At 65.9% G+C, this 19435-nt stretch carries 26 protein-coding genes; 7 read left to right on the top strand and 19 right to left on the bottom strand.

Annotated features, from left to right (window positions below; all coding sequences use genetic code 11):
• Positions 1–12 precede the first annotated feature (12 nt).
• Both HB677_RS09980 and HB677_RS09975 read right to left on the bottom strand, forming a co-directional pair.
• Positions 13–927: a 1,4-dihydroxy-2-naphthoyl-CoA synthase gene (locus HB677_RS09980; RefSeq protein ID WP_213815556.1), complete on the bottom strand. Its 915-nt coding sequence runs from the start codon at positions 925–927 to the stop codon at positions 13–15.
• Between the two features lie 31 nt (positions 928–958).
• Positions 959–1429: a hypothetical protein gene (locus tag HB677_RS09975; protein ID WP_213815555.1), complete on the bottom strand. Its 471-nt coding sequence runs from the start codon at positions 1427–1429 to the stop codon at positions 959–961.
• A gap of 67 nt (positions 1430–1496) precedes the next feature.
• Between HB677_RS09975 and HB677_RS09970 the strand changes: the two genes are divergently transcribed.
• Positions 1497–2483 carry an o-succinylbenzoate synthase gene (locus HB677_RS09970; RefSeq protein WP_213815554.1) on the top strand — a complete coding sequence of 329 codons (987 nt, stop codon included), beginning with the start codon at positions 1497–1499 and terminating at the stop codon, positions 2481–2483.
• Between the two features lie 94 nt (positions 2484–2577).
• Here HB677_RS09970 and ccsB read toward each other — a convergent pair whose 3' ends face one another.
• Genes ccsB through HB677_RS09945 form a run of 5 tightly spaced genes read right to left on the bottom strand, consistent with a single transcriptional unit; the run spans position 2578 to position 7210 of the window.
• Positions 2578–3573: a c-type cytochrome biogenesis protein CcsB gene (ccsB, locus tag HB677_RS09965; protein ID WP_307852551.1), complete on the bottom strand. Its 996-nt coding sequence runs from the start codon at positions 3571–3573 to the stop codon at positions 2578–2580.
• Positions 3570–5213, bottom strand: coding sequence for a cytochrome c biogenesis protein ResB (locus tag HB677_RS09960; protein WP_213815553.1), 1644 nt, complete (start codon positions 5211–5213; stop codon positions 3570–3572). Before HB677_RS09960 ends, ccsB begins: the two co-directional genes overlap by 4 nt.
• Entirely contained in the window at positions 5191–5934 is a 744-nt protein-coding gene (locus HB677_RS09955; RefSeq protein WP_374193810.1) for a cytochrome c biogenesis CcdA family protein, read from the bottom strand. Before HB677_RS09955 ends, HB677_RS09960 begins: the two co-directional genes overlap by 23 nt.
• A 2-nt stretch (positions 5935–5936) precedes the next feature.
• On the bottom strand, positions 5937–6575 hold the full coding sequence (locus HB677_RS09950; protein ID WP_307852550.1) for a TlpA disulfide reductase family protein: 639 nt from the start codon (positions 6573–6575) through the stop codon (positions 5937–5939).
• Positions 6572–7210, bottom strand: a complete 639-nt coding sequence (locus tag HB677_RS09945) for a histidine phosphatase family protein (RefSeq protein ID WP_213815552.1) — start codon at positions 7208–7210, stop codon at positions 6572–6574. Before HB677_RS09945 ends, HB677_RS09950 begins: the two co-directional genes overlap by 4 nt.
• Before the next feature lie 68 nt (positions 7211–7278).
• Here HB677_RS09945 and aspS point away from each other — a divergent pair, with 68 nt between their 5' ends.
• On the top strand, positions 7279–8607 hold the full coding sequence (gene aspS / locus HB677_RS09940) for an aspartate--tRNA(Asn) ligase (protein WP_213815551.1): 1329 nt from the start codon (positions 7279–7281) through the stop codon (positions 8605–8607).
• Between the two features lie 97 nt (positions 8608–8704).
• Here the strand turns inward: aspS and HB677_RS09935 are convergent, their stop codons facing one another.
• Genes HB677_RS09935 through HB677_RS09915 form a run of 5 tightly spaced genes read right to left on the bottom strand, consistent with a single transcriptional unit; the run spans position 8705 to position 12008 of the window.
• Positions 8705–9265 (bottom strand): hypothetical protein, encoded by a 561-nt coding sequence (locus HB677_RS09935; RefSeq protein WP_213815550.1) that lies wholly within the window; start codon positions 9263–9265, stop codon positions 8705–8707.
• Positions 9262–9876, bottom strand: coding sequence for a hypothetical protein (locus HB677_RS09930; RefSeq protein WP_213815549.1), 615 nt, complete (start codon positions 9874–9876; stop codon positions 9262–9264). Before HB677_RS09930 ends, HB677_RS09935 begins: the two co-directional genes overlap by 4 nt.
• A complete protein-coding gene (locus HB677_RS09925) occupies positions 9869–10414 on the bottom strand; it encodes a hypothetical protein (RefSeq protein WP_213815548.1) in 546 nt (181 codons plus the stop codon). Before HB677_RS09925 ends, HB677_RS09930 begins: the two co-directional genes overlap by 8 nt.
• Positions 10408–11715 (bottom strand): hypothetical protein, encoded by a 1308-nt coding sequence (locus tag HB677_RS09920; RefSeq protein WP_213815547.1) that lies wholly within the window; start codon positions 11713–11715, stop codon positions 10408–10410. Before HB677_RS09920 ends, HB677_RS09925 begins: the two co-directional genes overlap by 7 nt.
• The gene (locus tag HB677_RS09915) at positions 11715–12008 is read right to left on the bottom strand and encodes a hypothetical protein (protein ID WP_213815546.1); all 294 of its coding nucleotides are present in this window, start codon (positions 12006–12008) and stop codon (positions 11715–11717) included. The genes HB677_RS09920 and HB677_RS09915 overlap by 1 nt, the downstream gene beginning before the upstream one ends.
• An 89-nt stretch (positions 12009–12097) precedes the next feature.
• Here HB677_RS09915 and HB677_RS09910 point away from each other — a divergent pair, with 89 nt between their 5' ends.
• The gene (locus HB677_RS09910) at positions 12098–12376 is read left to right on the top strand and encodes a hypothetical protein (protein WP_213815545.1); all 279 of its coding nucleotides are present in this window, start codon (positions 12098–12100) and stop codon (positions 12374–12376) included.
• Between the two features lie 7 nt (positions 12377–12383).
• On the opposite strand, the gene HB677_RS09905 is transcribed toward HB677_RS09910, so the two are convergent.
• Both HB677_RS09905 and HB677_RS09900 read right to left on the bottom strand, forming a co-directional pair.
• Entirely contained in the window at positions 12384–12683 is a 300-nt protein-coding gene (locus tag HB677_RS09905) for a Dabb family protein (RefSeq protein WP_213815544.1), read from the bottom strand.
• Entirely contained in the window at positions 12680–12937 is a 258-nt protein-coding gene (locus tag HB677_RS09900; RefSeq protein WP_213815543.1) for a glutaredoxin family protein, read from the bottom strand. The genes HB677_RS09905 and HB677_RS09900 overlap by 4 nt, the downstream gene beginning before the upstream one ends.
• Positions 12938–13008: 71 nt before the next feature.
• Between HB677_RS09900 and HB677_RS09895 the strand changes: the two genes are divergently transcribed.
• Positions 13009–13839 (top strand): HAD family phosphatase, encoded by an 831-nt coding sequence (locus HB677_RS09895; RefSeq protein WP_213815542.1) that lies wholly within the window; start codon positions 13009–13011, stop codon positions 13837–13839.
• A gap of 35 nt (positions 13840–13874) precedes the next feature.
• Here the strand turns inward: HB677_RS09895 and HB677_RS09890 are convergent, their stop codons facing one another.
• The 3 genes from HB677_RS09890 to HB677_RS09880 form a co-directional block, all read right to left on the bottom strand.
• Positions 13875–13973, bottom strand: a complete 99-nt coding sequence (locus HB677_RS09890) for a 30S ribosomal protein bS22 (protein ID WP_084480631.1) — start codon at positions 13971–13973, stop codon at positions 13875–13877.
• Positions 13974–14042: 69 nt separating this feature from the next.
• Positions 14043–14237, bottom strand: coding sequence for a helix-turn-helix domain-containing protein (locus HB677_RS09885; protein ID WP_213815541.1), 195 nt, complete (start codon positions 14235–14237; stop codon positions 14043–14045).
• Positions 14238–14324: 87 nt separating this feature from the next.
• Positions 14325–14816, bottom strand: coding sequence for a helix-turn-helix transcriptional regulator (locus HB677_RS09880; protein WP_213815540.1), 492 nt, complete (start codon positions 14814–14816; stop codon positions 14325–14327).
• A gap of 75 nt (positions 14817–14891) precedes the next feature.
• Between HB677_RS09880 and HB677_RS09875 the strand changes: the two genes are divergently transcribed.
• Positions 14892–16316, top strand: a complete 1425-nt coding sequence (locus tag HB677_RS09875) for a TrkH family potassium uptake protein (RefSeq protein ID WP_213815539.1) — start codon at positions 14892–14894, stop codon at positions 16314–16316.
• Entirely contained in the window at positions 16309–16980 is a 672-nt protein-coding gene (locus tag HB677_RS09870) for a TrkA family potassium uptake protein (protein WP_213815538.1), read from the top strand. The genes HB677_RS09875 and HB677_RS09870 overlap by 8 nt, the downstream gene beginning before the upstream one ends.
• Before the next feature lie 9 nt (positions 16981–16989).
• Here the strand turns inward: HB677_RS09870 and HB677_RS09865 are convergent, their stop codons facing one another.
• Together HB677_RS09865 and proC are read right to left on the bottom strand one after the other, a co-directional pair.
• Complete coding sequence (locus tag HB677_RS09865; protein ID WP_213815537.1) at positions 16990–17550, bottom strand: hypothetical protein; 561 nt, start codon at positions 17548–17550, stop codon at positions 16990–16992.
• 74 nt (positions 17551–17624) lie between these two features.
• Complete coding sequence (proC, locus tag HB677_RS09860) at positions 17625–18449, bottom strand: pyrroline-5-carboxylate reductase (RefSeq protein WP_213815536.1); 825 nt, start codon at positions 18447–18449, stop codon at positions 17625–17627.
• A 23-nt stretch (positions 18450–18472) separates the two neighbouring features.
• Between proC and HB677_RS09855 the strand changes: the two genes are divergently transcribed.
• The gene (locus HB677_RS09855; protein ID WP_213815535.1) at positions 18473–19435 is read left to right on the top strand and encodes a cation diffusion facilitator family transporter; all 963 of its coding nucleotides are present in this window, start codon (positions 18473–18475) and stop codon (positions 19433–19435) included.

Here is a 19435-nt window from a genome sequence, read left to right as displayed (position 1 = left end):
CCTCTCCCCCCATCAGAACTGCCAGGGGAACGGCGCCCAATCGGGCTCGCGCTTCTCGAGGAACGAGTCGCGCCCCTCGACGGCCTCGTCGGTGCCGTAGGCAAGGCGCGTGGCCTCGCCCGCGAACACCTGCTGGCCCACCATGCCGTCATCGACCGCGTTGAAGGCGAACTTCAGCATGCGGATCGCGGTGGGGCTCTTGGTCAAAATTTCGTTGGCCCACTCGTACGCGACGGTCTCGAGTTCGGCGTGCGGCACCACGGCGTTGATCGCGCCGGTCTCGAGCGCGCGCTGCGCCGAGTACTCGCGGGCGAGGAAGAACACCTCCCGCGCAAACTTCTGCCCCACCTGCCGCGCGAAGTAGGCGCTGCCGTAGCCTCCGTCGAACGAGCCGACGTCCGCATCGGTCTGCTTGAACTTGCCGTGCTCGGCGCTCGCGATCGACAGGTCACACACCACGTGCAGCGAGTGCCCGCCGCCGGCCGCCCATCCGGGGATCACGGCAATGACGACCTTCGGCATAAACCGGATGAGTCGCTGCACCTCAAGGATGTGCAGGCGGCCGGATGACGCTGCGCCGAACGGTCCCGTCGGTGCCGTGCCATCCGCGTACTGGTATCCGTCACGCCCCCTGATGCGCTGGTCCCCGCCGCTGCAGAACGCCCAGCCGCCGTCCTTCTGGCTCGGGCCATTGCCCGTCAGCAGGACTACCCCGATCCGCGGGTTCTGGCGTGCGTCGTCGAGCGCCCGGTAAAGCTCGTCCACCGTGTGCGGACGGAACGCGTTACGCACTTCCGGCCGGTTGAATGCCACCCGGGCGACCCGGCCCGCGGTGTCCTGGTGGTACGTGATGTCGGTCAGCTGCTCGAACCCGGCAACCTCGCGCCACACGGTCGGATCGAACAGGTCGGAAACCGCGGAAGTCATGGCACTAGCCTACGGCGCGGTCCCCGGGGGTCTACGTCGGGATGACGTGGCTCAGCCAGCCGATGAGCTGCGTGAGCACCACCGGGTTGGCCAGCAGGCTCACGCCCATCGCCACGGCTCCCCAGGAGCGTCCGCGACCGGTGATCACCGCGACCCCACCGACGAGGAAGCCCGCGATCGACACGACGATCGCGAAGACGGCCAGACGACTCGACTGCGCAAATTCGTCGGCGTACGCCAGATTGATGCCGACGGACACCAGCACGACGGCGCCGAGGGCAAGCGCAAGGGCAAACACCCCGACGAGGATGGTGCGGCGTCCGGCGCGCTCGGCCCGCGTGGGCTTCGCGGGCTTCGGGCCGCGAGGCGGCTTCGGTGAGCTCTTGCGGGGAGCCCGGTCGGTGGCCGACTGGCGGATCGCACGCGGGGTGCGGGCGCCGTCGCCACGCCCGGGCGTGTAGTTCGGCTTGAGCGCCTCGATACCGCGTTCGCCGTTCGCCATAGCCATCCTCCGCAGGAATCAGTAACCCCAGAGTGCCAGCGCGCGGTCCGTCCGGCAAACTGGGCACATGACAGTCCCACTATCGGACCTGCTCGCGACGGCGCGAGTGGTCTCCCTGCCCATGGCAACACGCTTCCGCGGAATCGACACCAGGGAGGCCGTGCTCTTCGAGGGCGAACGGGGATGGACAGAGTTTTCCCCCTTCGTCGAGTACGACGACTCCGAGGCATCCACCTGGCTGGCGGCCGCCATCGATTTTGGCTGGAACGACCTGCCGCCCCGCCGGCGCCCCCACATCCGCGTCAACGCGACCATGCCGGCCGTGCCCGCCGGCGATGTCGAGGGCATCCTCGCGCGCTTCCCCGGGTGCCGCACCGTCAAGATCAAGGTCGCGGAACCGGGACAGCTGCTGGCGGATGACACGGCCCGCGTCGCCCGTGTGCGCGAACTCATCGGACCCGACGGTCGCATCCGCGTCGACGCCAACGGCGGCTGGACGGTGGACGAGGCCGAGCGCGCCATCCACGCGTTCGCCAAATACGACCTCGAGTACGTCGAGCAGCCCTGCGCCACCATCGACGAGCTCGCCGAGGTGCGCACGCGCGTGAAGTACATGGGCATCCCGATCGCCGCCGATGAGAGCGTGCGGAAAGCGGATGACCCGCTCGAGGTTGCCCGAGCTGGCGCGGCCGACATCCTGGTGATCAAGGCGCAGCCGCTCGGGGGCGTCGCGAAGGCGCTCTCGATCGTGGCGGAGGCGGGGCTTCCCGTCGTCGTCTCGAGCGCGCTGGATACCTCGGTGGGGCTCTCCATGGGGGCACACCTCGCAGCCAGCATCCCCCAGCTCGACTTCGACTGTGGCCTCGGCACCGCCGCCCTGCTCGGCGCGGACGTGACCGAGGAGCCGCTGCTGCCGCGGGACGGCAAGATCGACGTGCGCCGCGTCGCGGTGAGCGGCGGACTGCTCGACCGTTACGCCGCCGACGAGGACCGCACCGCGTGGTGGCTGGCCCGGGTTGCCCGCACGCACCGCCTGCTGCAGGTCACCGCCTAGCGTCGCAGCTGCGGCGGAGGGCGGATGCCTCGCGGCAACGCAACAACGGCGGCCCGGGACATCCCGAACCGCCGTTGTTGTGTGATGAACAGAACTACATCGAGATGCCGCTGTACGCGTGCAGTCCCTTGAAGAACAGGTTCACGATCGTGAAGTTGAAGATGACCGCGGCGAAACCGATGATCGCGAGCGATGCGCTGCGCGAGCCGCGCCATCCGCGGGTAGCACGGGCGTGGATGTAGCCAGCGAAGATGACCCAGATGATGAAGGTCCAGACCTCTTTGGTGTCCCAGCCCCAGTAGCGACCCCAGGCGTGCTCGGCCCAGATGGCGCCGGCGATGAGCGTGAACGTCCAGAAGACGAACCCGACGACGATCAGGCGGTACGCCATGTTCTCGAGCGTGACGGCCGAGGGAAGCGTGCCGAGGAACTTGAGGCGCTTGGAGCCACCGGCCTGCAGCAGCTGCGCGATCGAGAGACCTGCGCCCAGGGCGAAGAACCCGGTTCCGAGGGAGGCGACGAACACGTGGATGACGAGCCAGTACGACTGGAGTGCCGGCGGCAGCGGGATGACGTCCACGTAGAAGTTGACGGTCGCGAGCCCGAGCAGCAGCAGCGCGAAGGCGACGACGTACGCGCCGAGGAACTTGAGGTCCTGCCAGAACTGCACGGCAAGGAAGACACCCACCACGATCGCGGTCGCGGTCAGCGAGAACTCGAACATGTTGGCCCACGGCACGCGCCCGGCGGCGAGGCCGCGCAGCACGGTGCCACCGACGTGCAGGATCCACGCGATGACGGTGAACGCCATGGCGATGCGGGTCCACTTCGAGGAACGCAGGGTTCCGTCGACCCGGGCGGCGGTGCGCTCGAGCACCGCGGTCGAGCCGCGACCGGACGAGGATGACCCTTCGGTCATGGTCTCGTACGACAGAGCCGAGTCGGCGGCGGCGGAGCGGACCACGACATCCTCGGATGCGGGGGCGGTTCGACGCGCGAGGTCGATCGTGAACGCGATGAATGCCAGCGCGTACACCGCCATCGCCGACCAAATGGCCACGAGGCTCAGCGTTATAAGTTGTCCAGTCACCGGGACAGCTTAAGCCCGAGATGCTGGGAATGTTTCTTCGCGATATCAGCTATCGCCGCCTCGAGTCCGGGATCCTCGCCACGGGCAAGTCCGGCGTACTCGAAGCGCACGCCGTCCTCGGTCTCCACGGCCTTCACCCAGACCCGGCGACGCGGCACAAACAGTCCGGTCAGCAGGCCGGCGAGCACGAGAACCGCGAAGCCGAGCACCCAGAGCTGCGTCGGGTCGTGGTGCACGTCGAGCGAGATGAAGCGCTTGACCGAGTCGAAGGTGACGCTGCCAAGACCGTTGGGAAGGTCAACAGTGTCGCCGACCTTCAGCAGCAGCGAGGGGGTCGCGGCCTTGGTGCCGGCAACCTCCGTCAGCTTGTCGGTGTTGAGCGCGAAGGCGCTGGTCGGAACACCCTTATCGAGGCCGAGGTTGCCCGTGTAGACCTGCAGCGTCAGTGTCGGGTCGAGGAGATCGGGATGCACCGAGGTGAGCGCTCCCGTACACACCGTCGTGTCGCACACGGTCGGGTAGAAGAAGCCCTGCAGCCCGAGCTGTTCAGGCAGTGCGTCGGGCACCTTCACGACGCCGACGCTCGTGAGGTTTGCGTCCTGCGGCAGGAAGGCCACCGGCTGCGAGAACGCGACGTTACCCTCGCCGTCCCGCACGGTGATCCACGGCGCGTAGCCGTTACCGAGCAGGTACGCGTCGGTTCCACCGATGCGCAGCGGCGAGTTGACCTTGATGGTCTGGGTGGACTTGCCCTCGCCACCGGGAACGTCGGTCGTGACATCCGCCGTGTAATCGATCGGCTGGCCGTAGGCCTTGATGTTGGTCTCTTCGTACTTGGCGGTGAACTTGTCGAGCTGAATCGAGTACGGCACCAGCTCCGAGTCGCTGAAGAAGCGGCCCGGGTTGAACGAGTCGTAGTTGCCGAGCACGTTCGTGAACGACTGGCCCTCGACGATGACCTTCTGGCCGGTGTAGCTGAAGCCGGAGCCGAAGCCCACCGCGATCAGAATGCCCACGAGCGCTCCGTGGAACACCAGGTTGCCGGTCTCCCGCAGGTAGCCGCGCTCGGCACTGACGGACATCGCGGTCGCGCCATCGGCGGGTCCGGACTGGGTGAACAGGCGGGTGCGGTAGCCGCTGCGCTTGAGGAGTTTGTGAGCGGATGCCACGGCGTCCTGCACCTCGTCGGCCTCGAGCGGCTCGGCCACCGTGCTGGTGAACCCGGTGAGACGCTCCAGGCGCGCGGGCGTCTTCGGCGGCTTGGTGCGCAGCGACTCGAGGTGATGCTTGGTGCGCGGCACCACGCAGCCGATGAGCGAGATGAACAGCAGCAGGTAGATCGCGGAGAACCAGATCGAGCTGTAGGTGTCGAAGATCTGGAAGAAGTCGAGCACCTTCGACAGGCCCGGGTTGGCCGCCTTGTACTGGATCACGCCGTTGGGGTCGGAGGTGACCTGGGGCACGAGCGATCCGGGAACGGCAGCGAACGCGAGCAGCAACAGCAGGAACAGCGCGGTGCGCATGCTGGTGAGCTGGCGCCAGAAGAAGCGCAGGTATCCGATCACCCCCAGCTTGGGCTGGTTGATCGCCTTGTCGGGCGCCGGGGAATCAAAATGATCAGAGGGCCGGGAAGAAGCCACTGTTCACCTCCGCGAGAAACTCGGACATGAGCAGATGCCAGAGGCCGGTCACCATCAGAATGCCGATGATGATAAGAATTGCGCCGCCGATGATGTTGATCAGGCGGATGTGGCGCTTGAGCCAGGAGATCGACCCGGTGACCCAGTTCAGCCCGAACGCGACGAGCAGGAATGGCACACCGAGTCCGATGCAGAACGCGAGGCCGAGTAGGGCACCACGCCACGGGCTGCCCCCGTTGAGCGCGATCGTGTACACAGCGGCAAGCGTCGGGCCGATGCACGGCGTCCAGCCGAGGCCGAAGACAAGGCCGAGCAGCGGAGCGCCGGCGAGGCCGGTGGTGGTGCGCCAGCTCGGACGGAACGTGCGCTGCATGAAGGTGAACTGACCGATGAAGACGAGCCCAAGCAGGATCACGATGACGCCGGCGATGCGGGTGATCAGGTCGAGGTTGGCCTTGAGCATGAGCCCGGCGGTGCCGAACAGGATGCCGAAGCCGACGAAGACCACCGAGAAGCCGAGCACGAAGAGCGCGACGCCCAGCAGCAGGCGTCCACGGCGGGGACGGTCGGCCTCACTCGTGAACCCGCCGATGTAGCCCATGTACCCGGGCACGAGAGGCAGGATGCACGGCGACAGGAAGGAAATCAGGCCCGCGAGCAGGGCGAGCGGTATCGCGAAGAAGAGACTGCCACTGTTGACGATCTCGGGAATGGACCCCACAGCTAGCTCTCCTCGCCGACAACGCGGTCGATCATCGCGGCGAGGATCGACGGGTCGCTGACGAGGCCGGACCAGCGTGCTGCCACGCGGCCCTCACGGTCGAGAACGAGAGTGGTAGGCACAGCGTTGGGCGGAACGGAGCCGGAGAAGGCGAACTGCACCGCGACGTCGTTGGCGTCGATGATCGACGGGTAGGTGACGCCGAACTTGCGGGCGAACGCCTGGGACGTCGGAGCCTGGTCGTAGGTGTTCACCCCGAGGAAGCTGACGCCCTTCGCGGCGTACGTCTTCGACAGCTTTTCCAGGTCGGGAGCCTCGAGACGGCACGGCGGGCACCCCGCGTACCAGAAGTTCACGACGGTCACCTTGTTGGCGTAGTCGGCGTTCGACACCTTCGTGCCGGCGTCGGTTGTGCCCTTGAAGTCGACGGTCTTGCCGCGCTCGGCGACCGTGTACTCCTTGTAGACACCCTCACCGGAGATGTAGTTGGTGTCGGTGCCGTCCTTGTACTGGGCGGCAAGCGGATCGTTCGCGCAGCCGGCCAGAAGCACGAGAGCGATGGCGGATGACACGAGCCCGAGGCCCAGCTTGAGCCCGCGCGATCGCGGGCGCAGCGGTAGTACACGGCGCGCAGTATTCACACGGCTCCCAGATCGATGGCGGTCGCCGCCAACTCTCGCGCAGGATCCTGATAGTTAACTTCGACGAAGCTGGTACCGCGCTTTTCGAACGTGGTAATGCTCGAGAGGCTGCAGCGCCTCTTGCGGGGGTCGTGGTACAGCTTCTCGCCCATAACAAAGCGGTGGGTCATCCAGATCGGCAATTGGTGGCTCACCATGACAACCTCGCCACCGTCCGCCTCGTCCCACGCGTCGTCCATGGCCGCGATCATGCGCGCGGCGATCGAGGTGTAGGCCTCACCCCAGCTCGGGCGCAGCGGGTTGTAGATCCAGGGCCAGGCGTGGGGCTTGAAGATCACCTTGGCGCTCAGTTCGAAGGTGCCGCCCTCAAACTTGTTGGTCGGTTCGATGATGCGGTCTTCCGTGCGGATGTCGAGTCCGAAGTTCTGCGCCCAGGGCGCAGCCGACTCTTGCGCGCGCTGCAGCGGACTCGCGTACAGGCGCGTGATCGGGTTGCCCGCGAGCGACGCGGCCGAGACGGCAGCCATCTTTTTGCCCAGATCGCTCAGGCCGAATCCGGGGATGCGGCCGTAGAGCACGCCTTCGGGGTTGTGGACCTCGCCGTGACGAACGAGGTGGAGGAGGGTAGCTGGCACGCAGTCAAGTGTACTTTCGCCCCAGCGCCCCGCTGGCCGCGGGGCGGATCGCACTAAACTCGGTGATCGTGACTGAACGCACCCTTATAAAGAACCTTGCCGCGGCATCCGACGGCCCCATTTCCGTATCCGGCTGGGTCGACACCGTCCGTGATCAGAAGAAGGTGCAGTTCGTTGTGCTGCGCGACGAGTCGGGAGCGGTGCAGCTCGTACACCCCCGTGTCTTTAACGAGGACGGCACGCCGGCAGAAGACCCGATCGCCGCGGAGATCTCCGCGCTGGCGCAGGGCACGTTCCTCACCGCGACCGGTGAACTGAAGCACGACGAGCGCGTCAAGCTCGGCGGTGTCGAGATCAAGCTCGACGGCATCGTTGTGGCCGCTGCCGCAATCCCCGAGACCCCCATCGCCGACGACTCCGCCGTCGACAAGCGCATGGACTGGCGTTTCCTCGACCTTCGCGTTCCCAAGAACGCCCTGATCTTCCGCATCCAGACCACGCTCGAGCACGCCTGGCGCACGTACTGGGTCGAGCACGACTTCATCGAGCTGCACACCCCGAAGCTCATGGCCAGCGCGTCCGAGTCCAAGGCCGAGCTGTTCGAGGTCGACTACTTCGACGGCAAGGCGTACCTGGCGCAGAGCCCGCAGTTCTTCAAGCAGATGGCGCAGCCCGCCGGCTTCGGCAAGATCTTCGAAGTCGGGCCCGCGTTCCGCGCCGACCCGAGCTTCACCAGCCGTCACGCCACCGAGTTCACCAGCGTCGACTCCGAGATCAGCTGGATCGACAGCCACGAAGACGTCATGAAGCTGCACGAGGAACTGCTCGTCGCCGGTTTCCAGGCGGTCAAGGACAAGCACGGCGAGGAGATCAAGGCCCTCTGGGACGTCGAAGTCACCGTGCCGAGCCTGCCGTTCCCGCGCATCCCGCTGGCCGAGGCAAAGCGCATCGTCGCCGAGCGCGGCTACGAGGTTCCCCGCGCGGACGACGACATGGACCCCGAGGGCGAGCGCCAGATCGCGGCCTACGTCCGGGAGACCTACGGCCACGAGTTCGTGTTCCTCACGGACTACGCCTCGAGCATCCGCCCGTTTTATCACATGCGGAATGCGGATGACTCGAGCCTCACGAACAGCTACGACCTCATCTTCAACGGGGTGGAGATCTCCACCGGTGCACAGCGCGAGCACCGCGTGGACGTGCTCATCGAGCAGGCGAAGGACAAGGGTCTCGACCCCGAGGAGCTCAACTTCTACCTCGACTTCTTCCGCTACGGTGTGCCGCCGCACGGTGGATTCGGCATGGGCCTGTCCCGCGTGCTGATGTTGATGCTGCACCTGCCGAACCTGCGCGAGGCCACCTACCTCTTCCGCGGTCCGACGCGCCTGCTGCCCTAGTCGTCACCCACGCTCCTGCGGAGACAGGATTAAACGCCGAAGCCGGTCACGTTCGCGTGACCGGCTTCGCCCATTAACGCTCGTGCGTGCGTTGTGTCTACGCGTCGACGACGGTGATCGACTGCGCGAGGGCGTCGACCAGCGGCAGCATCTGCGTGAGAAGCACCACGTCGAAGTTCGCGGCGACGAGCACCACGTCGAGTCCGTCCGAGCGCCACGCGTACTGCGCGATCGCGACGATGTCGTGGTCGGCGCTGCCGTCATCGACGTATCGCACGGCACGCAGCCCCTCGCCCAGCGCCGAGGTGATCGGCTGCACGTCGGGTGGTCGCGTGACGTTGGTGTCGGTCGCAGCGACGAGCTGCTCGAGGCTGAACTCGTCGTCCGATGAATTCTGCAGCAGGCTGACGAAGAAGATCGTGTTTCCGGGATCCGCGAGGTACACGAAGCGACTCTCGGCCTCGGGCCTGTCCTGGGCGATCGATCGCAGCGATCCCGCGAGCCACGCGGTGGTTGTCTCGTCGAGCTCGTGGAATTCGGCCAGCAGCCCGGAGACCGTGACCGACCAGGTCTGCAGGTCGTCGAACCCGTTCCACGGCCAGGATTCCGGCACATACAGCCACGAATCCTGGTCGAAATCCACGCGGACGGTCTTCATCGAATCTCCTCGGGCACCCGCGACCACACGAGGGTTTCCATCATCACGTCGAACAGCTCGGTGAGAGCCTCGACAATGGGCTGATATTCCGGCTCGCGCTTGCCCGCCATGGTGCAGGCGGCAACCAGGATGGCGCCATCGGCGCCCGGCACCGGCCAGTTGTAGTTGACGCTGCGCAGGCGACTGAGCTCCGTGTCATCCGCGAGTCCCGCGTAGTCGACGATTTCGCGCAGCGCGCTGCCCGCCTTCGTCGACACGATCGCCGACCCGGGGCTCTCGTTCTGCATGCGTGCGAGCAGGGCAGATGCTGCGTCAGCGGATGCCCCGGCTGCGCCCACCTCGCTGATGACGATGCCCACCGACAGCGGCACCTGCCACGGCGTCGAGGTCGGCAGGATGATGTCGAGCCCACCCGTCTTGCGGGCAGAGGCGACGGCGTCGCGCAGTGATTCGCCGAGGCGCGTCTTGCGGGGACCGTAGCTGTCGAGCGGGAGTCCCGCGAAACGCTCGTCGAGCAGTGCCGAGATGGCCGCGTCAGACGCATCGCCCACCGGGATCATGACCCACGTCGGCGGGATGATGACGGCGTAAGACCTGGCCTGATCAGACATTCGTTACCGCTTTCTTGGGAGTCCGACGGCGAACGGTGGGAGCTTCACGCCAGGACGCTGGCAGGAGTCGCAGCGCGCCGAGGATCCACCGAACGATGAACAGAACGAGTGCGAGGAGCATGATCAACACGGCCGGGAAACCCTCGTTCTCGATGCCGGGGGAACCCATGAACGCGCTGCTGACGAGCAGTCCGATGAAGAACATGAAGAAGGTGATGCTGACGAGGGAGACGCGGCTCGCGCCCGGGAAGCTGCGCAGGGGAAGGGGGAACGTCCAGATCGACAGGAACAACACGCCCAGGGCCGGCACGTACAACAACCAGGACTGCGGGTTGAAGGCCGGGTAGCCATCGGCGAAGCCGAGCACCCCGCCCTCGGCCTGCGTGGGGACGGTGCCCGCGATGAGCCCGATGATCATGATGACGATCAGGGGCAGCAGGCATGCGACGAGGTAAAAAGCTGCCGAGACCCAGTAGACGATGTCGGTGATTGCTTCGGCGCGCTTACGCTTGCGGGCGCGTTCCGCGGCGGTTACCACGACGAGCCGATCCGCCAGGTGGCCTTTTCGCCGACACCCTCGTACCAGTCACCCACGCCGTCGAGCCCGTTGGTAACGGCAGTCGGCACCGCCGGCACGTACTTGGTGAGCAGATCGCCTACCTTGCCGGCCGAGCCCAGGGCCGTGTCGATCTTGCCTGCGGTGCCCGAGAGCGTCGCCGCGATAATCTGCGTGCTGTACTGCGACTTGCCCAGCAGCACGAGAGCCGCATCCGCAGCGCCGGTCGCGCCGGTCTGTGAGCGGGTGAGAACGCGCATCGCCGATGCGTTGAAGACGCCCTTCGCCGAGAACACTTCCTTCGCCCAGCTGAGCTTGTTGAGCAGGCCGACCTTGCTCGGCAGCACGCCGTTGAAGCTGCCGGTGACGGCGCGAAGCGGGTTGGGGTGTCCCGCAGCGGCCAGCCGGCCGACCCGCGTGGACTTGAGGACGGTCATGGTGCCCTTGAGCGCCTTTCCCGCGATCATGCCGACGCCCATCGTCGCGAAGCTGAGGAAGTCGAGACCAAACTCGATCCAGGACTGCTGGCCGGTGGCCGACAACACAAGACTGACCAACGCGGTTGCACCCGCGAACGCGAGGGCGAACGGGGCGAGAACGGGGAAGATCAGGCTCGCAAACGCGAGGGCCGTGGCGATCCAGCCAAGAACGTCCTTGATGGCCTTGAGAAGTTCGGCGTGGTCGGCGACCCACCCGCTGAAGTCATCCCACAGGCTGTCGTTGAGGCCGTCCTTGTCGATCGCGGCCGAGATGAGGTCGGCGGCGACCGCCGCGGCGGTGTCCCGCATCTCAACGGCCTCGCGGTAGGACGCCAGCGCACCGGCGAGGTCGGTTCCCGCGGACTCGTCCGACTCCGTGTAATGCCGCTGCATGCGCTCGGCCTCGGCTTTTTCGTCTGGCGTGGTGGCGGCGGTGGCTTCGTCTTCGTAGTGCTGGGCCATCCGCGTCGCGTTCGCCGAATCTTCGACAGCGTTGTCGCGCACGCGAACCGCGGCTGCCGCCATGGTCTGCGCCGTGGCAAGAGTGGTGGCGTATGTGGTGAGCGCCGATCCGGCCGTCTCGTATCGTCCGTGGAGTTTGTCGAGGCGGTCGGCGACGTCATCGGAGATCTCGACGAGGGCGGAGACCGCCTCGCTCTCACCGGAGGCGCTGTCGGTGGCCAGGCGGCGAATCTCGTTGGCCGCGTTTCGCACGGCCGTGGCCGTCGCCGTGTACTTGCTCGCTTCGACCTTGATCCCGTCGGGATCTCCGGGAAGGGTCGCAATCTCTGACTGCGCGGACATCAGCCCTCGTCCGTCAGGGCTTTGGCAAGCTCGTTGTCGAGGGACTCGAAGGCCTCAGCGATGGAGCTCGCCTGCTGCTTCAGGTGATCGATCTGGTCGATCAACTCCTTGCGGCGGTCATCCCACTGTCCGGAGAAGTCTCCCACCACGCTCGCGAGGTGGTCGTGACCGACCATTCCGCTGAGGGAATCTGTCGAATCGGCCGCCCCATCCAGGGCGGATTTAACAGTTGCAAGGTTCTGCGCAAGGCTCTGCACAGCCGTCGTATCTATTTCTAGGCGATTGGCGCTCATCGTGACCGTCCTTCGTTGGAAGTGCTCCGAGCCTATCGGCTGCACCCCGTCAGCTTGCGTGTTCACCTTGATAGTGGAAGATATGCCCTATGCCTAAGAAGATTGACGCCGCCCGCAAGAGCCTCACGAAGGCCCTGAAGAAGCACGCAGCCGTAGTTGGTAGCCCCGCAGTGTCACTGAAAAAGGCACAGCGCGTATCCGCGGAGGTTCGCGAGGCCGCGAACGAGTATGCCGAGGCCGTCTACAAGAAAACTGCGCAGCCGAGTCCGTTTGCCGAGCTCACGCAGCCCGGGCTCGAGGCCACGACGCTTGCCTCGCTTGAAGCGGAGCGCGACGCGCTCGCGAAGAAGAAGACCTCGAAGAAGTAACGACGGGTCAGAACTCGTAGTCGATGCCCGAGCGGGCCTCGACGTTCGCCCGCACGACGGCGGCGGCCGCCTTGTGATCGGGATTGACCTGGTAGGCCTCGAGTCCGGCGAGATCGTCAAACTCGGCCACGAGCACCAGGTCCCAGTTCGTGTCCGGGTAGGCGACGTTGCGCCCGACCGTCAGCGAGCGAACCGAGGGCACGGAGTCGGCCAGGGGCCGCAGCACCGCGGCAATGGCGTCGAAAGATGACTGTTTGCCCGCGTCATCCGTCGCCGACAATTTCCACGTGACGATGTGCTTGATCATGCCGTTTCCTTCGTGAGCGCCGCGCGCAGGCGCACCGGGTCGATGCGCCAGTAGTTGTGGACCTTGCCGTTGATCAGCACGACGGGGATGTCCTCGGCGTATGTGTCGTGCAGGTCGGCATCGTCGTCGATGGAGAGCTCGCGCATCGCCACGGTGGGATATTCGGTGAGTACCTCCGTCACGACGCCGCGGGCGGTGTCGCAGAGGTGGCAACCCGGGCGGCTGAGGAGAGTGAGTTCGGCAGAATGTGACACGCGAACCAGCTTACGGGCGTGCTGTCGTTCGACGCAGGCAATACCCGGTCCGGCCTCCTAGACTGTCCGGAATGCCCGAGCCCATGGTGGAGACGATTCCGCAGAGCGACTCTGCCATCGTCGCCTTTTTCGATGTCGACAACACCCTGCTGCGCGGGGCGAGCACCTTCCATATCGCGAAGGCCGCCTGGCGGCGCAAGCTCATCACCGTGCGCGACATCGTGCGTTTTGGCTGGCACCAGGCGACGTTCCTCTTCGTCGGGGAGAACATGCGGCAGCTCGCGTCGATCAAGGACCGCGCGCTCGAGCTGCTCGGCGGCCACACCGAGGAAGAACTCGTCACGATCGCCAATGAGGTCTACGAACGGGACATCCGGTCGCGGCTGTGGCCGGAGACCGTCGCCCTCGCTCGCGAACACATCGGCAAGGGTCACCAGGTCTGGCTCATCACTGCATCGCCGCAGCTGGTCGCGCAGGTCATCGCTGACCGACTCGGACTCACCGGCGCGCTCGGCACGAAGATCGAGGCGACCGACGGGGTCTTCACCGGCGGCCTGGACGGCGGCGTTCTGCACGGCGACAGCAAGGCCGTCGCCGCCCGGGCGCTGACGCGTGACATCGGGGCAGACCTCGCGGACTGCTGGGCCTACTCGGATTCGCGCAACGACATCCCCCTGCTGACCCTCGTCGGCAACCGCGTGGTGGTCAATCCCGACTCGGTGCTGAGCAAGCACGCGCGCGCCCGCGGTTGGTCAACGCTGCAGTTGAAGCACGCGAGCATTCGCGCCGCGCAACGTCGGGTTCGGCGCGAGGCACGGTCGACATCGGCTGCGGCGACACTCCGCCCCGGGGCATCCACGTCCGACGCCGGCGGCACCGAGAGGGCATCAAAAAAGCGCTAGACCTCAACTGGTCTAGCGCTTCTCGATCCCGAAGGCTACTTCTTGTTACGACGCTGGTGACGCGTCTTGCGAAGCATCTTGCGGTGCTTCTTTTTCGCCATGCGCTTGCGGCGCTTCTTGATGACGGAACCCATAAATCACCTCGCTGAATGCTGATTGGACCACCGGTCCGATCAGAACCGCGGAAAACATAACGTTTTACTCTACCCCACGTCGGAGACGTGAATTTCAATTGCGGTGGCTACGGCCGATTCCGGAATGCGAAAAGATCGCCCGAAACGCACGGCCGGCAGCTCACCGGAATGCACAAGACGGTACACGGTCATGGTCGATACGCGCATCATCTCGGCAACTTCCGCAACCGTCAGAAAGCGCACATCAGAGAGATCCCTCGACACTTTGCGCCCCTTTGGCCCCGAAATACACCCCGAAGAGTGGTGCCGGAGTGGTTGATCGTAAATATAGGGGCTGGTGTGACTCGGCGTCTACCTCTTCGTGATCTTGCGGATGCCCCGGCTGACCTGTCCGGTGGCACCGTGCAGCACGTCCGTCGCACCGTGCAGGGCGTCGATCGCCTTGTGGGATGTCTCGGCCACCGCTCGCCCCACTTTCTGTCCTACTTCGGCTCCGGCCCAGGCGGCGTAGGCGGGAGACGCCGCCGCGTCATCGGGATCGATGCGCGAGGGATCGAAGTCGGCGCTGAGGAACGGGATGATCCAGTCCTCCAGTTCCTCGAGCGGCGAGGCATCCAGGCTGTAGTAGCGGTGCTGTCCTTCTTCCCGCACGGACACGAGGCCGTGATCGCGCAGCACCTTGAGGTGCTTGGAGACAGTCGGCTGGCTGAGACCGAGTTTCTCGACGATCTCCCCCACGCTGAGCTCTCCGTTGTCGGAGTCGGTTGCGACGTATCGCTCGAGCAGAACGTGCAACAGTTCGCGTCGCGTCGCATCCGCGATCACATCAAAGATGTCAGCCATGGCAACAGGCTAGCGATCCCCGGCGGGTAGTACCATGACAAGCTGTTTCACGAGCGGTAGACGGAGGCACCACCTATGCGCACGAAACCCGTGTCGCACCTCACGCCGCTTGAGCGCGGCCGGGAGCTTGTCGCGGACTTTGCCAGCGCAACTCCGGCCCGTTTTGCGATCACCATCTTCGCCGCCCTTGTGCTCGTCTTCACGCTCCTCTTCTCCCTCCCGATCGCCACCACGAGCGGTGAGGTCGCCCCCTTCATCGACGCGCTGTTCACCGCCGTCTCGGTCATCTGCGTGACCGGCCTGTCGACCGTGGACATGGCGACCTACTGGTCGCCGTTTGGCCACAGCGTCATCCTCCTCGGCGTCGAGATCGGCGGTATCGGGGTGCTGACGCTCGCGTCGATCCTCGGGCTGGTGATCAGCCGCCGACTCGGGCTCCGGCAGAAGCTGCTGGCAGCCGGAGACGCCAACCCGCTGCGCAACCGCAAGGGTCCGATCGCCGAGGGCCAGGCGGTGCGGCTCGGCGAGACGGGCAACCTCCTGCTCACCGTGGCGGTCAGCGCCCTCGTGATCGAGGGTGCCGTCGCGCTCCTGCTCTTTCCCCGCATGCTCATCGAGGGCGTCGCTCCCCTCGATGCCGCGTGGGAGTCCTTCTATTACTCCGCCATGGCCTTCACGAACACCGGATTCCTGCCGACGAGCTCGGGACTTACCCCCTACGCCACCGACGTGTGGTTCCTCGGAGCCCTCATGATCGGCGTCGTCTTCGGCGCCATCGGATTCCCCGTGATCTACGTGCTCAGTCGCAACCTCACCAAGCCAAAGCGCTGGTCGCTGCACGTCAAGATCACCCTCTTCACCTTTGCCCTCCTGCTGGTTCTCGGTGCGCTCGCCTACTTCGCCCTGGAGTACTCGAACCCCGCCACCATGCAGAAGCTCGACACCGGCCAGCGGATTCTGCAGAGCTTCTTCCTCAGCACCATGTCGCGGTCAGGCGGCTTTTCGACGATCGATATCTCCCACCTGGATGGCTCGAGCCTGCTGGTCACCGACATGCTCATGTTCATCGGGGGAGGCTCCGCCTCGACCGCGGGCGGCATCAAGGTCACCACGCTTGCCATCCTGTTCATCGCCGCCTTCGCCGAGGCCCGCGGAAACGACGAAATGGAAGCGTACGACCGCCGCATCCCCCAGGACGTGCTCCGCCTGGCTGTCAGCGTCGTGCTGTGGGGCGCCACGACCGTCGCCAGCGCCTGCATCCTGCTGTTGCTCATCACCGACGAGCCGCTCGACTACGTGCTGTTCGACGTCATCAGCGCCTTCGCGACCTGCGGCCTCAGCACGGGATTTACTGCGAATACCTCCGACGGTGCGCAATACGTACTGGTGGCCACCATGTTCCTCGGCCGCATTGGTACAGTGACGCTCGCAGCAGCACTCGCCGCGAGCACCAGGCGCCAGCTCTTCCGGCGAGCAGAAGAAAGGCCGATCGTTGGTTGACAAGATTCCGCACGACGCACCCGTGCTCGTCATTGGACTCGGTCGGTTTGGCGCCGCCACGGCGGGCCAGCTCGACCGGCTCGACCGGGACGTGCTGGCCATCGACGCCGATGCGTCCCTGGTGCAGAAGTGGTCGGAGCGTGTCACCCACGCCGTCCAGGCGGATGCCCGCAGCATCGACGCCCTGCGTCAGATCGGCGCGCAAGACTTCGCGATCGCGGTCGTCGCTGTCGGGTCATCCATCGAAGCAAGCGTTCTCATCACTGCCAACCTCGTCGACCTGAAGATCCCCCAGATCTGGGCGAAGGCGATCAGCCAGTCGCACGGCAAGATCCTCGCCCGGATCGGCGCGAACCACGTGATCTACCCGGAGGCCGAGGCGGGTGAGCGCGTCGCGCACCTTGTGTCTGGTCGCATGCTCGACTTCATCGAGTTCGATGACGACTTCGCGATCGTCAAGATGTATCCGCCGAAGCCCATCCGTGGCATTCCGCTGAGCGAATCGCAGGTGCGGCGCAAGTACGGCATCACGGTCGTCGGCGTGAAGGCGCCCGGCAAGGACTTCACCTACGCGGCGCCGGAGACGGTGATTTCGAACCACGACCTGATCATCGTCAGCGGAAACTCTGCAGACATCGAGAAGTTCGCGGCGCTGCAGAGCTGATTGGGCGGCCTAGCCGTTCTGCTGCGGGACGCCGGTCGGCTGGGTGCCCTGCTGCGGCGTGGTGCCATTGCCATTGCCGTTGCCGTTCTGCTGCGTGCCGCCATCCTGCTGGCGGTTGCCGGGGAACTGCCGGGTCTGACCTCCGCGATCAAACTTCTCGCTCATCGAGTGACCGACGATGGCCCCGACCTGGGTACCCACGGCGATGCCACCGACGAACGAGCCGCCGGAGAGAATGACGGCGGCGATGATGATTGCGGCGATCATCATCCCGCGACCGGTGCTTGCCTGCTTCACCGGAGCGGCGGGGGCAACCGGCGGAACCGCGGCGGGAGGAACGGCGCCCGGAGCGGCCTGTCCCGCCGGCGGGACGTAGGCGCCAGCCGGGGGAACGTAGGTGCCGGCCGCGGGGGCGACGTACGGCTGGGGTTCGGTGAACGACTCGGTGACCGCGTCGCGGTTCACGGGGGTGGAAGCCTGAGCCACGACATCGGTCGATGCGGTCTCGGCGGAGTTCTCTGCGTCCGAGCCCTCGGGCGTCGGAGTGGCATCATTGCGTGCGTTGTCCATGGAAAAAGGATCACCGTGTTCCCTATGGACGCCCTATGAGGGTGCCGCGCAACCGCTGAGGTGCGGGGTGGCACTCAGCCGGCGGCAAGCTCCGTCGCTCTGGCGAGGGCCGCCGCCGTCGCGCGATCGAAGATGCCCTTGAGATCGGCCGTCGCCAGCTCCGCGATGGCCCGTTCGGTCGTTCCTCCCGGGCTGGTAACGCGGCGGCGCAGCTCCCCCGGCTCGATGGAGTCCGAGGCCAGGAGCTCGCTCGCACCCCGGAAGGTGCCGTTGACCATGATGGCCGCCTCCTCGGGGGTGAAGCCGAGGTCGATGGCCGTTCGCGTGAGCTCCTCAATGAAATAGAACACGTAGGCGGGGCCGGAACCACTGATGGTGCTGAGGGCGTCAATCTTTCCCTCCGCCACCTCGAGCACCGAGCCGACGGTCTCGAACACGGCACGGGCCGCCGCCACGTCCGCGGCGGTGGCGCGCGATCCGGCCGCGACGCCCGTCACGGCGAGTCCCACGACGGCGGGGGTGTTCGGCATCGCCCGGATGACGACGTTCGGCACGATCGCCTCCATGGTCGCGGTCGTCACGCCGGCCGCAACGCTCACCACGATGGTGTCGGCAGCCAGGTGCGGCGCGATCTCGCGCAACAGGTCGGCAATCATGTACGGCTTGACGCCGAGCAGCACGACGCGAGCGCCGGCTACGGCGAGCGCGTTCGCATCGGGGGTGCTCTCGAGCGCATACGAGGTGACAGTGGATGACTCGAGCGCGGCGGCCTTCGCCGGCGTGCGGTTGGTCACGCGGATGCCACCCGTCACTGTCACCGACGGCTGCAGCAGTCCGCTGAGGATCGCTCCTCCCATGGATCCGGTGCCGAGTATCGCGATTGAGGGAAGGGTAGCCATACCGACCATCCTAGGATTGACCCATGAGCACAGCGGGCGGAAACAGAGCAATCCTGGCGGCAGGCGCGGCAAACCTTGGCATTGCGGTCGTGAAGTTCATCGCCTTCGTGTTTTCGGGTTCCAGCTCGATGCTCGCGGAGAGCGTCCACTCCCTGGCCGATACCGGCAACCAGGCGCTCCTGTTGCTCGGCGGTCGCCAGTCCCGCAAGAAGGCCGACGCGGATCATCCGTTCGGCTATGGACGCGAGCGCTACGTCTACGCCTTCGTCGTCTCCATCATCCTGTTCTCCGTCGGTGGCGTGTTCTCGATCTATGAGGGCATCGAGAAGCTGGCCGAACCGCACCCCCTCGACAACTGGTGGCTGCCGGTCGTCGTCCTGCTCTTCGCGATCGGCGCCGAGGGCTTCTCGTTCCGTACCGCCATCAAGGAGTCCAACCACATCCGCGGCACCCAGTCGTGGATCGAGTTCATCCGCCGCGCGAAGGCGCCCGAACTCCCCGTCGTGCTGCTCGAGGACTTCGCCGCGCTGATCGGACTCGTGCTCGCCCTTCTCGGCGTCGGCCTGACCGTCATCACCCACAACGGCATCTGGGACGCCATCGGCACCCTCTGCATCGGTGTACTGCTGATCCTCGTCGCCCTGGTGCTCGGCTTCGAGACCAAGAGCCTGCTCGTCGGCGAGGGCGCCAACCCCGACGACACCACGAAAATCCGCAACGCCATCAACTCCAACCCCGAGGTCGAGGCGCTCATCCACATGCGCACCCTCTACCTCGGACCCGAGGAACTGCTCGTCGGCGCCAAGGTCGCGTTTGCGAGCAAGAAGAAGCTGGCGGATGTCGCGACCGCCATCAACGCGGTCGAGGCGAGCATCCGCGCCGCCGTTCCAATCGCGCGGGTGATCTACATCGAACCCGACGTGTACGTGCAGCCGGGCGAGGCGTATCCGACCACCGACGCGATCATCATTCGCGCAGCGGATTAA

This window comes from Glaciihabitans sp. dw_435 (genome assembly GCF_018449675.1).
Taxonomy (GTDB): Bacteria; Actinomycetota; Actinomycetes; order Actinomycetales; family Microbacteriaceae; genus Glaciihabitans.
Note: the sequence above shows the minus strand (reverse complement) of the source record. Positions and strands in the feature narration are given on the sequence as shown.

Coding starts and splice junctions, on each gene's coding strand:
- HB677_RS09980 (WP_213815556.1), bottom strand. CDS start 927: ATGACTTCCGCGGTTTCCGACCTGTTCGATCCGACCGTGTGGCGCGAG.
- HB677_RS09975 (WP_213815555.1), bottom strand. CDS start 1,429: ATGGCGAACGGCGAACGCGGTATCGAGGCGCTCAAGCCGAACTACACG.
- HB677_RS09970 (WP_213815554.1), top strand. CDS start 1,497: ATGACAGTCCCACTATCGGACCTGCTCGCGACGGCGCGAGTGGTCTCC.
- HB677_RS09935 (WP_213815550.1), bottom strand. CDS start 9,265: ATGAAGACCGTCCGCGTGGATTTCGACCAGGATTCGTGGCTGTATGTG.
- HB677_RS09930 (WP_213815549.1), bottom strand. CDS start 9,876: ATGTCTGATCAGGCCAGGTCTTACGCCGTCATCATCCCGCCGACGTGG.
- HB677_RS09920 (WP_213815547.1), bottom strand. CDS start 11,715: ATGTCCGCGCAGTCAGAGATTGCGACCCTTCCCGGAGATCCCGACGGG.
- HB677_RS09915 (WP_213815546.1), bottom strand. CDS start 12,008: ATGAGCGCCAATCGCCTAGAAATAGATACGACGGCTGTGCAGAGCCTT.
- HB677_RS09910 (WP_213815545.1), top strand. CDS start 12,098: ATGCCTAAGAAGATTGACGCCGCCCGCAAGAGCCTCACGAAGGCCCTG.
- HB677_RS09905 (WP_213815544.1), bottom strand. CDS start 12,683: ATGATCAAGCACATCGTCACGTGGAAATTGTCGGCGACGGATGACGCG.
- HB677_RS09895 (WP_213815542.1), top strand. CDS start 13,009: ATGCCCGAGCCCATGGTGGAGACGATTCCGCAGAGCGACTCTGCCATC.
- HB677_RS09890 (WP_084480631.1), bottom strand. CDS start 13,973: ATGGGTTCCGTCATCAAGAAGCGCCGCAAGCGCATGGCGAAAAAGAAG.
- HB677_RS09880 (WP_213815540.1), bottom strand. CDS start 14,816: ATGGCTGACATCTTTGATGTGATCGCGGATGCGACGCGACGCGAACTG.
- HB677_RS09875 (WP_213815539.1), top strand. CDS start 14,892: ATGCGCACGAAACCCGTGTCGCACCTCACGCCGCTTGAGCGCGGCCGG.
- HB677_RS09865 (WP_213815537.1), bottom strand. CDS start 17,550: ATGGACAACGCACGCAATGATGCCACTCCGACGCCCGAGGGCTCGGAC.
- proC (WP_213815536.1), bottom strand. CDS start 18,449: ATGGCTACCCTTCCCTCAATCGCGATACTCGGCACCGGATCCATGGGA.
- HB677_RS09855 (WP_213815535.1), top strand. CDS start 18,473: ATGAGCACAGCGGGCGGAAACAGAGCAATCCTGGCGGCAGGCGCGGCA.